Below are 14,000 nucleotides of genomic sequence, written 5' to 3'. Positions count from 1 at the left end.
GGCCCCCGTGCGGGGGGCCGGGCCTCAGTCATGCGTACCTGAAGGTCTCCGCGTACGCGGAGATTCAGAGCCGCTCGGGCGTCCTGATGCCGAGGAGGGCCATGCCCTGGTGGAGGGTGCGGGCCGTCAGGTCGCAGAGGAACAGGCGGTTCTCGACCTCGGCCGGGGTGTCCGCCTTCAGGACCGGGCACTTGTCGTAGAACGTCGTGTACAGGGACGCGAGCTGGTAGAGGTACGCGGCCAGCTTGTGCGGGGCGTACTCCGCCGCCGCCTCGAAGACCGTGTCGCCGAACGCGTCCAGGTGCAGGCCGAGGGCGCGCTCCGCGGGGGACAGGGCCAGCTCCGGGTGCGCGATCGGCTTGGCGTCGCCCGCCTTGCGCAGGATCGACTGGATGCGGGCGTACGCGTACTGGAGGTAGACGGACGTGTCGCCGTTGAGCGAGACCATCTGGTCGAGGTCGAACTTGTAGTCCCGGTTCGGCGACGTGGACAGGTCCGCGTACTTCACCGCGCCGATGCCGACCTGCGCGGCCCGCTCCTGGATCTCGGCCTCGGTGAGGTCCCGCGCCTTCTCGCGCACGACCTCGGCGGCGCGCTGCGTCGCCTCGTCGAGGAGGTCCTCCAGGCGCACGGTTTCACCCGCACGGGTCTTGAACGGCTTGCCGTCCGCGCCGAGCACCGTGCCGTAGCCCATGTTGTGCGCGGTGACGTCGTCGTTCAGCCAGCCCATGCGCCGGGCCGTCTCGAAGACCATCTTGAAGTGCAGCGACTGCCGCACGTCCACCACGTACAGGAGCGTCGTCGCGTCGAGGCCGAAGACGCGGTCGCGGATCGAGGACAGGTCGGAGGCCGCGTAGCCGAAGCCGCCGTCCGCCTTCTGCACGATCAGCGGGACCGGCTTGTCGTCCTTGCCCTTGATGTCGTCGAAGAACACGACGAGCGCGCCCTCGGAGCGGACCGCGACACCGGACTCCTCCAGGAGGCGGGCGGTCTCCGGCATCAGGTCGTTGTACGCCGACTCGCCGACGATCTCCTCGTCGCGGACCTCCATGTCCAGCTTCTCGAAGACCGAGTAGAAGTAGACCTTCGACTCGTCGACGAACCGCTGCCACAGGTCGAGGGTCTCCTTGTCGCCGGACTGCAGGGCGACGACCCGCTTGCGGGCCCGCTCCTTGAACGCCTCGTCCGCGTCGAAGACCGCGCGCGAGGCCTTGTACACCCGGTTCAGGTTCGACATGGCCTGCTGGCCGTCCGTGTCGGTCTCCCCGGAGAGTTCCTCGGGGTTCTCGATCAGGTACTGGATGAGCATGCCGAACTGGGTGCCCCAGTCGCCGATGTGGTGGCGGCCGATCGTCCGCTCGCCCGTGAAGTCGAGCATCCCGCGCAGCGCGTCACCGATGACCGCCGACCGCAGATGGCCGACGTGCATCTCCTTCGCCACGTTCGGCTGGGCGTAGTCGATGACCGTGACGCCCGGCTTCGCCTTCAGCGGCACGCCGAGGCGGTCGCCGTCGGCGGCGCGGGCCGCCAGCGTGCTTGTGATCGCCTGGTCCGTGACCGTGATGTTCAGAAAGCCCGGACCGGAGACCTCGACGTCCTTCAGGAGCTCCGGGGCGTCGATCGCCTCGACGACCTGCACCGCCAGGTCGCGCGGGTTGGCCTGCTGCTTCTTGGCCAGGGCGAGGATGCCGTTGGCCTGGAAGTCGGCCCTGTCGCTGCGTCGCAGCAGCGGGTCGGCGGGGGGTGCCTCCGGCAGGGCTGCCGAGAGGGCGTCCGCGAGGCGCTGGTGGACGGTGGCGGTGAGGGACTGGACCGAGGCCATGGAGTGGGTGCCGTTCTCCTTGAGGGTGTGGATAGACACGGTCAGTATTCCACGGGGTGTCCAGCGGGTTTCGCGTCCGCGGGCCGGGGGCACGGGCCCTCGCGGGGCGCCCCAGGCCCGCCCCTTCCCGCTCCGGGGGCGGCTGCCCCCGTTCCCCCGCTTAACCGCATTGGCGCTTCGCGCCTCGTCCTCAAACGCCGGACGGGCTGAATCCGCGCTTGCCGCCAGCGAAACGCGTTTTCGTGGTTTCTGGAGGACCTGGGAGAATGGGGCGGTCCAGACAGGCAGTGAAGAAAGAAGGGCGTGCCGATCGTGGCTCAGAGCAGCGATACCACCGACTGGGTCTCCCGCTACGCGGATGAGGTCATCGCCGAGTCGGAGCGTCGTGCCCCGGCCGCGAAAGACTCCGGCGCCACCGGTCCCGCGGTCGTCGTCGCCTCGGGCCTCTCCCCGTCGGGCCCCATCCACCTGGGCAACCTGCGCGAGGTCATGACCCCGCACCTGGTCGCGGACGAGATCCGCCGCCGCGGGTACGAGGTCAGGCACCTGATCTCCTGGGACGACTACGACCGGTACCGCAAGGTCCCCGCGGGCGTCCCCGGCGTCGACGAGACCTGGGCCGAGCACATCGGCAAGCCCCTGACGTCCGTGCCCGCGCCCGCCGGGTCCGCGTACGCGAACTGGGCCGAGCACTTCAAGGCCGCGATGATCGCCGCGCTCGGCGATCTCGGCGTGGAGTTCGACGGGATCAGCCAGACCGAGCAGTACACCTCCGGCACCTACCGCGAGCAGATCCTGCACGCGATGCGGCACCGCGCCGACATCGACGCGATCCTCGACCAGTACCGCACCAAGGACAAGGCCACCGGCCAGCCGAAGGGCAAGGGCAAGCAGCAGCAGAAGCCCGTGGACGAGGCCGAGCTGGAGGCCGCCGAGGGCTCCGGCGCCGCCAGCGAGGACGACGGCAGCGGCGGCTCCGCCGGCTACTTCCCGTACAAGCCCTACTGCGGCCAGTGCGAGAAGGACCTGACCACCGTCACCTCGTACGACGACGAGACCACCGAGCTGGCCTACGTCTGCGCGGCGTGCGGCTTCGGCGAGACCGTGCGGCTGAGCGAGTTCAACCGCGGCAAGCTGGTCTGGAAGGTCGACTGGCCCATGCGCTGGGCCTACGAAGGCGTGATCTTCGAGCCCAGCGGAGTGGACCACTCCTCCCCGGGCTCGTCGTTCGTCGTCGGCGGCCAGATCGTGCGGCAGATCTTCGACGGCGTCCAGCCGATCGGCCCGATGTACGCCTTCGTCGGCATCAGCGGCATGGCCAAGATGTCGTCGTCGCGCGGCGGCGTGCCCACCCCGGCCGACGCGCTGAAGATCATGGAGGCGCCGCTCCTGCGCTGGCTGTACGCCCGCCGCAGGCCCAACCAGTCCTTCAAGATCGCCTTCGACCAGGAGATCCAGCGGCTCTACGACGAGTGGGACAAGCTGGTGGCCAAGGTCGCCGACGGCAGCGCCCTGCCCGCCGACGCCGCCGCCCACTCCCGCGCCGTGCGCACCGCCGCCGGAGAGCTCCCGAGCACCCCGCGCGTCATGCCGTACCGGACCCTCGCGTCCGTCGCGGACATCACCGCCGGTGCCGAGGACCAGACCCTGCGCATCCTCAGCGAGCTCGACCCGGCGAACCCGCTGGGCGGCCTCGACGAGGTGCGGCCGCGCCTGGACCGCGCCGAGAACTGGATCAGCACGTACGTGCCCGCCGACGCCCGCACCATCGTGCGCGCCGAACCGGACACGGAGCTCCTTTCGACCCTCGACGACCAGGGCCGCGAATCGCTGCGCCTGCTCCTGGAGGGCCTGGACACCCACTGGTCCCTCGACGGCCTCACCACGCTCGTCTACGGCGTTCCGAAGGTCATGGCGGGCCTCAGCCCCGACGCCAAGCCGACGCCGGAGCTCAAGGTCGCCCAGCGCTCGTTCTTCGCGCTCCTGTACCGGCTCCTGGTGACCCGCGAGACCGGCCCCCGCCTGCCCACGCTGCTGCTCGCCGTCGGCGCGGACCGCGTGCGCAAGCTCCTCGGCGCCTGACCCCGGCCCCACCGCCCCGGACCGCCCTCCCGCCCGCGCACCCCGCGGGCGGGAGGGCGGTCCGCGTTCCGCGTTTCGCGCGCACTGCATCGTTCGGGCTAGCCGGGGTTCCGACCCGGGGACGACGATCCGCCCCCGGGCGGGCGCGAACCTGGAGACATGAGAGAAATCGCCGCCATCGTCGGCTGGGTCGTCGGCATCCAAGGCGCCCTCGGCCTCGCCGGAAACCTCTTCGGCAACGGCTCCTGGGGCCTCATCCACAAGTGGTGGGACGTCCCCACGGCGGGCTACGCCGTGCTCCTCGCCCTCGGCGTCGCCCTCGCGGTCGTCGGCGAGCGCGGCAAGGCCAGGGTCCGCCGCTAGCGCCTCACGTGCTTGCGTAACGCGTTGACGGTGATGGACGGTCCGTCGGTAACGGAGTGTCACACGCTGATGCTGTCTGAGGTGTGACTCTCCGTGCGCGCCGTCCGAAGCCTGCTAGCAGGCCTTGATGTCGTCCTCGCATCCCTCGACAGCGTCTGGGGCGATGGTGTTCAGGCGCCAAAGGAACAGGCCGGTGCCGTCCTTCACCGGTTCAGCGCTGATCTTGAAGGGCTTCCCTGGAGGGATGGTGAACTGGTCGGCTTCGGGGTCTCCGCACCCGATGCCGTAGGGCTGTTCTTCGTCGCCGCGTGTCAGGGTGAGGGTGAGTTCGTCGACGCCGTCGGTGTCGCAGGTGATGTCGAGGCGGTAGGGCCTGTCGCCGGGCGCCTTGTAGGTCTTGGTCAGGCGGTCTGCGATGTACGAGGTGTCCGTGTCGACGAGCTTGGGGTTGGTGCCGTCGCCGTCGTAGGCGTCCAAGGCCCGCTCCGCCCGCTGCAGGGCATCGTCTGGTTCCCAGGCCCGGGCGTTTCCGCTTGACGTGTCTTGGCTGGAGTGGGATGCGGACGGCTGCGCTGCGGGCTTCTGCTCACGCCGTTCGTCGCGGCTGCCGTCTTCGTCCGCGCAGCCGACCAGGAGACCGGCCGTGGCGGCGGTCACGAGGCAGAGACGAAGGGTAGGCCGTATGTGCATGCATGCACCTTATGGGTTGCGCTGGATGACGCGGGCGTGGCCAGCGGGACCTTCTACGCGATGTGTTCTTCGGCGTCCAGGTCCTGCTGGTAGCGGTCGCGGAAGCTCTTCACGTAGGGCCTGAGGGTGCTCTCCGCGAGCGGGCCGCCCGTCTGGCCGGTGACGCCGTAGAGGTCCATCAGGTAGAGGCCCAGCTGGCGGGCGTTCGGGTAGTCGCCCATCTCGCTCACGTACTTGCGGAACGCGGTGAAGTACGCGTCCTCGCGGCTCATGTCGTCCGGCAGTCCGGGGCCGCTGTCGGCGGGCTCGGGCAGTGGCTCCGCCTCCTCGGCGGGGGACTGCGCCGGGGTGTGCTCCTCGCGGGGGTTCGGGATGAGGTGGCCGTTGGCCAGCGGGCGGGTACGGCCCGGGCCTGACGGGACGCGGAACTCGGGCCCCAGCTCCGAGGGGGCGTCGGCCTGCTGCGCGTACTGCTGTGCCTGTGCCTGCTCTTCGTAGGCCCGCTGCTGTTCGAAGGCCTCGTACGCCTGCTGGTCCGCGAAGGCCTCGTGGGCCTGCTGTTCCTCGTACCACTCGTCGTACGGCGCCTCCGGGGCGTACGACACCTGGTCCTGGCCCTGCTGCTGCGGGTGCGGCGCCTGCTGGCTCGCGAACCACGGGCTGGCGTGGTTGACGGGAGCGGGCTCCGGGGCGGGGGCCTCGGGCTCGGCCTTGCGCAGGGGCACGGGCGTGGGCGCGGGCGCGGCCTCGGCGGCGGGCTCCGGGGCCGGAGTGGCCTGGGCGGTGACGGGCTCCGGCGCGGGGGCCGCCGTCAGCTCCGGCTGCTCGGAGGGCGCCTGGACCGGCTGCTGGGCGACGGTCTGGGCCGGGGGAAGGACCGGCGGTTCGATGCCCGCGGCCGCCAGGCCCGCCGGGGCCGTTTCGGTGAGGGGCACGCCGTAGCGGGCCAGGCGCAGGGGCATCAGGGACTCCACGGGGGCCTTGCTGCGCCAGCGGCGGCCGAAGCGGGAGTGGAGGCGGGCCTGGTAGACGAGGCGCTCCTGCTCCAGCTTGATGACCTGGTCGTAGGAGCGCAGCTCCCACAGCTTCATGCGCCGCCACAGCAGGAACGTCGGCACGGGGGAGAGCAGCCAGCGCGTCATGCGCACGCCCTCCATGTGCTTGTCGGCCGTGATGTCCGCGATCCGGCCGATCGCGTGCCGCGCCGCCTCGACGGCGACGACGAACAGGACCGGGATCACGGCGTGCATGCCCACGCCCAGCGGATCGGGCCAGGCCGCCGCGCCGTTGAACGCGATCGTCGCCGCCGTGAGGAGCCACGCCGTCTGGCGAAGCAGCGGGAACGGGATGCGGATCCACGTCAGGAGCAGGTCGAGCGCCAGCAGGACGCAGATGCCCGCGTCGATGCCGATGGGGAACACCACCGAGAAGTCGCCGAAGCCCTTCTTCTCGGCGAGCTCGCGCACGGCCGCGTACGATCCGGCGAAGCCGATCCCGGCGATGATGAGCGCACCGAAGATGACGACGCCGACGAGTATCCGGTGCGTCCGTGTCAGCTGCATCGCGGCCACCCGCGAACCCCTCCCTAGGCCATGTGTTGCGAGCGACAGCCTGGCACATGTGTGCGTACGGGCGTGGGCCGGTACGGCAGGAGCCCGGCCGCGCGGGCGGCCGGGCTCCTCAAATCGCTGGTGGGAGGCGTGAGTTGGGGCTGGGAGCGGGTCGCTCGGGCGGGGTTAGCTCTTCGCCTTGGGCTTGTCGCCGTTCAGCGCGGAGCCCGTGCCCTCGTCGCCGGAGCCGCCCTTCGCGCCGCCGCCGGAGCCCTTGGAGCCGTCCTTGGAGCCGTCCTTGGAGCCGTCCTTGGCGTCGCCCTTCGTGCCGTCTCCGGAGCCGCCCTTCGACTTGTCCGAAGTCGGCGCGCCGCCCGCCTTGTTCGCCGCGGTGACCGCCGCGACGGCCTCCTTCGCGGCCTTCTGCGTGTCCTTGCCGAGGGCGGCGGCGTCCGGCTGCTCGTCGCCCGCGAGACCGGCGCCGTTGTAGTCGACGGTGACGACGGCGTTCTCCACGCGCGCCACCAGCGTCTGCTGCCGGAAGTTCTCCTTGTCCTTCTTCACGCCGTAGCTGACCAGCGTCGCCTGGTCGCCCGTGCCCGGCACCGGCGTGGTCTTGACGCCGTGCGCGCCCTTGACGGCCTGCGCGTCCGAGACCTGCTTGGCGAAGTTCGTCCGCGCCCGCTTCTCGCCGCTGCCCAGGGACGAGTCGGACTCGAAGCGGTTCAGGGAGACCCGCAGCCAGCGGAACTGGGAGCCGTCGACGCCGTTGTCGTCGAGGCTCTCCCAGGTGCAGTTGCCGCGCGTGGACACATCGTCCGACGTGCCCGTCTTGCCCGCCTTGTCCTTGGCGGCCGGGACCAGGTCGTCCAGCGTCTTCTTCGTGACCGTCTTGCACGGCTCGGGAAGCTTGGCGAACACGGCCTTCTCGACCGTCGCCGCCTCGCCGCCGGAGCCCGCCGACGCCGAGGCGGAGGGCTTGGAGCCCGCGTCCTTCTTGGCGTCGTCCGAGCCGGAGCCGGAGTCGTCCCCGCTGCAGGCGGAGGCGAAGAGGATCACCGGTGCGGCTGCCGCGCCCACAAGAACGCGGGTGAGTCGCTGTCGCTGTCGCTGTGCGGGTCGGTGCATGGTTCCTTCACTCGTGTTCGCTCGTGGCGTCCGTGCCGGGTGTGCGTGGACCACGGGGTCCGTTGGGCCACCGTACGCGGTGAGCGACGCGGGTGACCCGGCTTCCCGGGAGCCGGTACGGGCCTTCGGGAGCCGTCAGCCGTCGAAGCGGTCGGCGAGCTTTTCCGCCAGTTCGCGCGCGTTGTCCTGCATTTCCTTGGAGTCGGGGACCTCGGTGCGGCGGGCGGGCTGCTCGTCGTACTCGACGGTGACGATCACGTTCGACGTGCGGAACACCACAGTCACGGTGCGGTGCCTGCTGGCCGAGGCGGCGGTGGCGAGCGCGTCGTTGACGAAGGCCTCGTCGCCGAGGTCGTCCAGGGTGCGGGGTTCGAGGCCCGCGGGGGTCGCCTCGGCGTCGGCGGTGCCCGTGGCGTCATCGGAACCGGCGCTCTCCTCGGGCCCGACGGCGCTCTCCTCGGGCCCGGCGCCGTCCCCCTTCTTGGCCTTCCCCTGGCGCGCGGCCTGCGCGGAGGCGCCGCCCTGCGGCTTGGCGGCGGCCTCCGTGCCGTCGCTGTCGCCGTCGTCAGAGGCCTTGGGCGTGCCCTCCTCGGGCTTCCCGGACTTCCCGGGCTTGCCTGAGCCCCCCTCGTCCCCCTCGTCCCCGGACTCCCCAGACTCTCCCGACTCCTCGGGCTCCTCCGACTCCACAGGCTCCGGAATGCCCGCTTCCGTCAGCTTCGCCCGGTACACCTCCTGCGCGCGGGCGTCATCGCTGACCGTCCCGTCGTACGACACCACGCGCTCGAAGTCGACGAGCAGATGGTGCGTGGCGTCCGCCGACTCCACCTTCCAGCGGCAGCCCACACGCCGGTCGGTGTCGTACGTGACCGTGGCCGTGCCCTCGTACGCCTTCTCGCGCTGCCTCGCGTCGTCGATCTCCTGGAGGCCGGGCAGCATCGAGTCGAGCGTCGAGCTGTCGACCGCGCCGCAGGGCTCGGGCAGCGTCCGGTACTTGCCCGGCTCGGACACGGCGTTCGTACTGTCGGCGTCGCCCGACTTGCCGTCGCCGCCGTCGTCGACGCCCGAGCCGCCGGAGCAGCCGGCCAGCAGCGCCACGAGGAGCGCCGCGGCGCCCGGTACGTAGACCTTCCTCCGCTGCACCGTGCTGGCTCCTCTCGACGTGGACGGGGGGTTGCCCGGCCCGTCCGGCCTGGTTATTGGGTTGCCGCCGGCCTGGGGCCGGTGGACACAATGTGTATCGCACGCACTGCCGTGGACGCCGGTCCGTTATCCCATTCGTTGACCTTGGCTCCGGTATTTGCGCTACAGAACTTTTGTTTTCAGCCGGGGGAAAGAAGGCGTTATGTCATACGTGGAGATGCCGGGAGCGCAGGTCCCGATACGGATGTGGGCCGACCCGGCGACGGTCGAGGACGCCGCGATGCAGCAGCTGCGGAACGTCTCGACGCTGCCGTGGATCAAGGGCCTGGCCGTCATGCCGGACGTCCACTACGGCAAGGGCGCGACGGTCGGCTCCGTGATCGCCATGAAGGACGCGGTGTGCCCGGCGGCGGTCGGGGTCGACATCGGCTGCGGCATGTCGGCGGTGCGCACGTCCCTGACGGCGAACGACCTGCCGGGCGACCTGTCCCGCCTCCGCTCGAAGATCGAACAGGCGATTCCGGTGGGCCGGGGGATGCATGACACCCCCGTGGACCCGGGCACCTTCCATGGCTTCGCCACCGCGGGGTGGGACGGGTTCTGGGGGCGGTTCGACGGGGTCGCGGAGGCGGTGAAGTTCCGCGAGGAGCGGGCGGTCAAGCAGATGGGGACGCTCGGAGCCGGCAATCATCATCTTGAAGTGTCCGTTGATTCAGATGGTTCGGTCTGGCTCACGCTGCACTCCGGGTCCCGCAACATCGGCAAGGAACTCGCCGAGCACCACATCGGCGTCGCCCAGCGGCTCCCGCACAATCAGGGTCTGGTCGACCGCGACCTGGCGGTCTTCGTCTCGGACACCCCGCAGATGGCGGCGTACAGGAACGACCTCTACTGGGCGCAGGAGTACGCGAAGTACAACCGCTCGATCATGATGGCGCTCCTGAAGGACGTCGTCCGCAAAGAGTTCAAGAAGGCCAGGCCGACCTTCGAGCCGGAGATCTCCTGCCACCACAACTACGTGGCGGAGGAGCGGTACGACGGCATGGACCTGCTGGTCACGCGCAAGGGGGCCATCCGGGCGAGCTCCGGTGACCTCGGCATCATCCCAGGTTCCATGGGCACGGCGACGTACATCGTGAAGGGCCTCGGCAACGAGAAGGCCTTCAACTCCGCGTCGCACGGGGCGGGTCGGCGCATGAGCCGCAATGCCGCCAAGCGGCGCTTCTCGCTGCGGGATCTGGAGGAGCAGACGCGGGGCGTGGAGTGCCGCAAGGACTCGGGCGTCGTGGATGAGATCCCGGCCGCCTACAAGCCGATCGAGCAGGTGATGGAGAGCCAGCGTGACCTCGTCGAGGTCGTGGCGAAGCTGAAGCAGGTCGTCTGCGTGAAGGGTTAGCAGGGCCGGTGGGGCGGCCTGAGTGGCCGCCCCACCCGCCTCTGTCAGTCAGGCAGTGGAACCAGTCCGTTCCGGAGCCTCCAGCGGCGCGTCTGACAGGCGCTTTGTGAATAGCCCAGCTCGGCGGCGGCCTCGGCCAGCGTCGGTGCGGCCAGCAGGGTCTTGTCCTCCTCACTCGTCCAGCGGATGCGCGGCGGCTGAGGTCTACTGCCCGCCGGGCGCAGCCAGTTCAGGACCGACATGGCTGAGGCCTGCTTGCGTTCGAGAGCGAGGCAGGCGGGGTGGTAGAGGTCCGCTACCAGCGCCTGCGCCGTCTCTGTGACGTAGAGGATGTTGTAGACGCCGTCCCGTGCGTTGCGCTTGATGGTCCGCTCGGTGCCTGTGAGCTGGCGCGTGTGGTCGCAGAAGAACTCGGCGATCGCTGTACTCGCCGTGGTCAGCGAGACGAAGGGAATGCCTTGGCTGGTGAAGCCGACCGAGCCGTCCGCGTCGACGACACCTCGGACGTAGTCGCGCCGGGAGAAGGCCACGCTTGGTGGTGCGATCTGCGTGGACTTGCGGCCGTAGGGCAGGCCGAGTTCGTTGAGTGTGGTGCGTGCCTCTAGAGAGCACAGGCTCCAGATGGCCGATGTGTGCGTCTGGGCGAAGTTCGTCGAGCGCGTCCGCTGGCGGATGGAGCTCTTGTAGGGAGTCAAGCGCTGGAACGCCTGCAGGATCTCGATGTCCCGGGCGCTGACCTCCACCGTGAGGTGCCCTCTGTCCCGCGACCGAGAGGCCAGGTGCCCGTCCATCTGTAAGAACCCGAACATGTACGCGTACGCGGGGACTTCGAGGTCCATGAAGCGCTGCCCGCTAGGCTCGTGCGCAGCCATGAGGAAGTGCCTTTCCTGTTTGGTCAGGCCCTCGGTTCGGGATGCCGCCCGGCCGGGGGCCGTCTGGTGATGTTGACGGCCTGAGCCTAGGCAGGTCGAACGCCAAGCGGACATGGCGATAGAACGCGTTCACCTGGATAGGTGAACGCGTTCTGGGTGGGGTGGCCGGGCCGCTCGGGGCGGGCGCTTACTTCGCGTGGGAGACCGCGTAGATCATGACGAAGGCCACGATGTGGATGCCGAAGAGGAAGTACGCCAGGTACCACCAGACCATGCGTTCGTTCTTCTTCTCCTCGGCGAGGCGGCGGGACTCCTGTTCGTAGCGGAGGCGGTCGAGGGGGTCGGTGGAGTCGGGGGAGCCGTCGGGGGTGCCGGGGTCGTCGGCGGGGTAGGTCACCGCTGTTCCCGGTGGACCTTCGTGTTGGAGGCCTGGGCGCGGGGGCGGACGACCAGGAGGTCGACGTTGACGTGCGGGGGCCGGGTGACCGCCCAGGTGATCGTGTCCGCGACGTCCTCGGCGGTCAGCGGCTCGGCCACGCCCGCGTACACCTTGGCGGCCTTCTCCTCGTCGCCGCCGAAGCGGGTGCGGGCGAAGCCCTCCGTCTTCACCATGCCGGGGGCGATCTCGATCACCCGGACGGGGGTGCCGACGATCTCCAGGCGGAGCGTCTCGGCGAGGACGTGGGCCCCGTGCTTCGCCGCCACGTACCCGGCGCCGCCCTCGTACGTGGCGTGGCCCGCCGTCGAGGAGACCACGACCACCGTGCCGTCGCCGCTCGCGGTGAGGGCGGGGAGGAGGGCCTGCGTCAGGTTCAGGGTGCCGATGACGTTGGTCTCGTACATCTGGCGCCAGTCGGCGGGGTCGCCGGTGGCGACGGGGTCGGCGCCGAGCGCGCCGCCCGCGTTGTTGACCAGGACCGCGAGCCGGGGGAACGCCGTGGCGAAGGTGTCCACGGCGGCGCGGTCGGTGACGTCGAGGGCGTATGCCGTCGCGCTGTGGCCCGCGTCCGTCAGCTCCGCCGCCAGCGCCTCGACGCGGTCCTTGCGGCGTGCCGTCAGGACGACCCGGTACCCGGCGGCCGCGAGGCCGCGCGCGGTGGCGGCGCCGATGCCGCCGCTCGCGCCGGTGACGACGGCGATGCCGGGCTTGCGGGGTGCTTCGGCGTTCGGCATGGGGGCTGCTCCCTGGGGTGCGGGGCTCGTACGGGTGTGCTGGCTCCGGCAGCCAGGATAGGCGGACGGCGCGGGCCGCTCCGTGGCGCCGCCGGTCAGTGCGGGGCGTACGCGGTCGGGGGAACTCCCACGGTGGCGGTGAAGTCCCGTACGAGGTGGGCCTGGTCGGCGTAGCCGAGGTCGGCGGCGAGGGCGGCCCAGTCCACGGCGGCCTCGGTCTCGGCCCGCTCCAGGGCCTCGTGGATGCGGTAGCGGAGGATGACCCACTTGGGGCCCACGCCCACGTACGCCGAGAACAGGCGCTGCAGCGCGCGCACGGAGAGGCCTTCCGTGCGGGCGAGGGCGGAGACCCGGCGGACGGTGCGGTCGGTGCGGACGCGGTCGACGAGGGCCATGGCCTGGTCGGCGCCCGGGTCCGGCGCGGGACCGAGGCGCAGCAGCAGCGCGTCGAGCGCGCTCACGCGCGCGTGGTCGTCGGCGGGTCCTGTCACGTCCCGTGCGGGGTACGCGGGCAGGGTGGGTGGGGTGGTGAAGACGGCGCTGAGGGGGAGCTGCCTGCCGGTGAGTTCGATCACCGGGTGCTCGGGGGCGAAGGGCCGGAACCCGCCGGGCCGGAACTGTACGCCGCAGACGCGTCCGCGTCCTTCGAGCTTCTTGCTGAACAGGCCGAGGCCGACTCCGGCGACCTCCCCGAAGGGCTCGTCCTCGCCGAGCCGCTGGAAGACGACGTTGACGGAAGGGTGCGGTACGACGTGTGACACGTACGGCGCGGGCAGGTCCCAGTCGATCAGCCAGTAGTGCTCCAGGTAGGGGCGCAGCGGGGGCGCGGGCAGGTGGCGGCGGAACCGTACGTGCCGCAGGAGCGCGGCGGCGTCGACGATGCCCCGGGTGTCGCGGCGGGGCGCGGGGTTCGGCATGGCGGGATGGTATGCGCGGGGTGTGACAGGGCCGGGGAGCGACAGGGCCGGGGTGCGGTGGGCCGTTGCCTCTGGGGTGTCGTGTTTCTTCAAGGCAGGGTGCCCGCTGTCTTCGTACGGTCGGTTCATGGACACGAACACGAACACGAACACGAACCAGAAGCTCGGTGATCTGCTCGCCGTCGCGGCGGGGCGGGCCGTCCCGGTGGTCAGGGGCATCGGTGACGGTCGGCTCGCGGACCGTACGCCGTGTGCCGAGTACGACGTGAAGGACCTGGTGAACCACCTTTTCCACGTGGTGGTGCAGTTTCAGGCGCTGGCCGCGAAGGAGGGCGCCGACTTCGCGGTCACGCCCGACTACGTGGGCGGGGGCGCGGACTGGCGCGAGCGGTTCGCCGGGGAGGCGGACCGGCTCGTGGACGCGTGGTCGGCGCCGGGTGCCGACGAGGGCACGACGGGTGCGATGGACCTCCCGGCGGCCACGGTCGGCGCGATGGTGCTGCTCGACCTGACCGTGCACGCGTGGGATCTGGCGCGGGCGACGGGCCAGGAGTACGGGGACGGGGACGAGCGTGTCCTCGGCGTTCTGCGCGAGGCCGTCGCCGAGATGGCGCCGATGGCGCGCTCCATGGGCATGTTCGGCGATCCGGTGCCGGTGGGCGATGCCGCTTCCGGTCTTGAGCGGCTGCTCGCCTCGACGGGGCGGGACCCCGGCTGGGGGTGACACCGGTGGGCGCCCGGCGGCGCCGTGGCAAGTAACCGTATTCCACGCGGTGTTGGTGTGAGGGGATGACCAGCGTCAGTCTTCCGCTGGCGTGTCATGGCAGCCACCATGGAAGCGGATTCTGAGTCGCGGAACCGTCA

General features: G+C 70.8%; 13 protein-coding genes. 4 read left to right on the top strand and 9 right to left on the bottom strand.

The annotated features are described in order from the left end of the window. Positions 1-64: 64 nt before the first annotated feature. Positions 65-1,822, bottom strand: coding sequence for an arginine--tRNA ligase (argS, locus tag AC07A4_RS04580; RefSeq protein ID WP_478592953.1), 1,758 nt, complete (start codon positions 1,820-1,822; stop codon positions 65-67). 303 nt (positions 1,823-2,125) lie between these two features. Between argS and lysS the strand changes: the two genes are divergently transcribed. Together lysS and AC07A4_RS04570 are read left to right on the top strand one after the other, a co-directional pair. Next, the gene (gene lysS / locus AC07A4_RS04575; protein ID WP_478592738.1) at positions 2,126-3,904 is read left to right on the top strand and encodes a lysine--tRNA ligase; all 1,779 of its coding nucleotides are present in this window, start codon (positions 2,126-2,128) and stop codon (positions 3,902-3,904) included. Positions 3,905-4,063: 159 nt separating this feature from the next. Then, positions 4,064-4,267, top strand: a complete 204-nt coding sequence (locus tag AC07A4_RS04570; protein WP_478592735.1) for a hypothetical protein — start codon at positions 4,064-4,066, stop codon at positions 4,265-4,267. Between the two features lie 114 nt (positions 4,268-4,381). Here AC07A4_RS04570 and AC07A4_RS04565 read toward each other — a convergent pair whose 3' ends face one another. The 4 genes from AC07A4_RS04565 to AC07A4_RS04550 all read right to left on the bottom strand — a co-directional run bounded on the left by AC07A4_RS04565 (position 4,382) and on the right by AC07A4_RS04550 (position 8,778). Beyond that, positions 4,382-4,924 carry a hypothetical protein gene (locus AC07A4_RS04565; protein ID WP_478592732.1) on the bottom strand — a complete coding sequence of 181 codons (543 nt, stop codon included), beginning with the start codon at positions 4,922-4,924 and terminating at the stop codon, positions 4,382-4,384. 86 nt (positions 4,925-5,010) lie between these two features. Continuing rightward, the gene (locus tag AC07A4_RS04560) at positions 5,011-6,519 is read right to left on the bottom strand and encodes a DUF2637 domain-containing protein (protein ID WP_478592729.1); all 1,509 of its coding nucleotides are present in this window, start codon (positions 6,517-6,519) and stop codon (positions 5,011-5,013) included. A 174-nt stretch (positions 6,520-6,693) separates the two neighbouring features. Beyond that, positions 6,694-7,635 carry a DUF3558 domain-containing protein gene (locus tag AC07A4_RS04555; RefSeq protein WP_478592726.1) on the bottom strand — a complete coding sequence of 314 codons (942 nt, stop codon included), beginning with the start codon at positions 7,633-7,635 and terminating at the stop codon, positions 6,694-6,696. Between the two features lie 135 nt (positions 7,636-7,770). Next, positions 7,771-8,778: a DUF3558 domain-containing protein gene (locus AC07A4_RS04550; RefSeq protein ID WP_478592724.1), complete on the bottom strand. Its 1,008-nt coding sequence runs from the start codon at positions 8,776-8,778 to the stop codon at positions 7,771-7,773. 202 nt (positions 8,779-8,980) lie between these two features. Here AC07A4_RS04550 and AC07A4_RS04545 point away from each other — a divergent pair, with 202 nt between their 5' ends. Then, entirely contained in the window at positions 8,981-10,174 is a 1,194-nt protein-coding gene (locus AC07A4_RS04545; RefSeq protein ID WP_478592722.1) for an RtcB family protein, read from the top strand. A 44-nt stretch (positions 10,175-10,218) separates the two neighbouring features. On the opposite strand, the gene AC07A4_RS04540 is transcribed toward AC07A4_RS04545, so the two are convergent. The 4 genes from AC07A4_RS04540 to AC07A4_RS04525 form a co-directional block, all read right to left on the bottom strand. Next, positions 10,219-11,013, bottom strand: a complete 795-nt coding sequence (locus AC07A4_RS04540) for an LAGLIDADG family homing endonuclease (protein WP_478592720.1) — start codon at positions 11,011-11,013, stop codon at positions 10,219-10,221. A gap of 220 nt (positions 11,014-11,233) precedes the next feature. Then, positions 11,234-11,443: a hypothetical protein gene (locus tag AC07A4_RS04535; protein WP_478592718.1), complete on the bottom strand. Its 210-nt coding sequence runs from the start codon at positions 11,441-11,443 to the stop codon at positions 11,234-11,236. Further along, positions 11,440-12,219, bottom strand: coding sequence for an SDR family NAD(P)-dependent oxidoreductase (locus AC07A4_RS04530; RefSeq protein WP_478592715.1), 780 nt, complete (start codon positions 12,217-12,219; stop codon positions 11,440-11,442). The genes AC07A4_RS04535 and AC07A4_RS04530 overlap by 4 nt, the downstream gene beginning before the upstream one ends. 95 nt (positions 12,220-12,314) lie before the next feature. Beyond that, entirely contained in the window at positions 12,315-13,136 is an 822-nt protein-coding gene (locus tag AC07A4_RS04525) for a DUF6597 domain-containing transcriptional factor (RefSeq protein WP_478592713.1), read from the bottom strand. A 127-nt stretch (positions 13,137-13,263) separates the two neighbouring features. On the opposite strand from AC07A4_RS04525, the gene AC07A4_RS04520 reads away from it, so the two are divergent. Then, entirely contained in the window at positions 13,264-13,860 is a 597-nt protein-coding gene (locus AC07A4_RS04520; RefSeq protein WP_478592711.1) for a TIGR03086 family metal-binding protein, read from the top strand. Positions 13,861-14,000 lie beyond the last annotated feature (140 nt).

It is taken from the genome of Streptomyces sp. NPDC043996 (genome assembly GCF_056435225.1).
The sequence above is the reverse complement of the archived record's forward strand: the minus strand, read 5'-3'. Positions and strand labels throughout refer to the sequence as shown.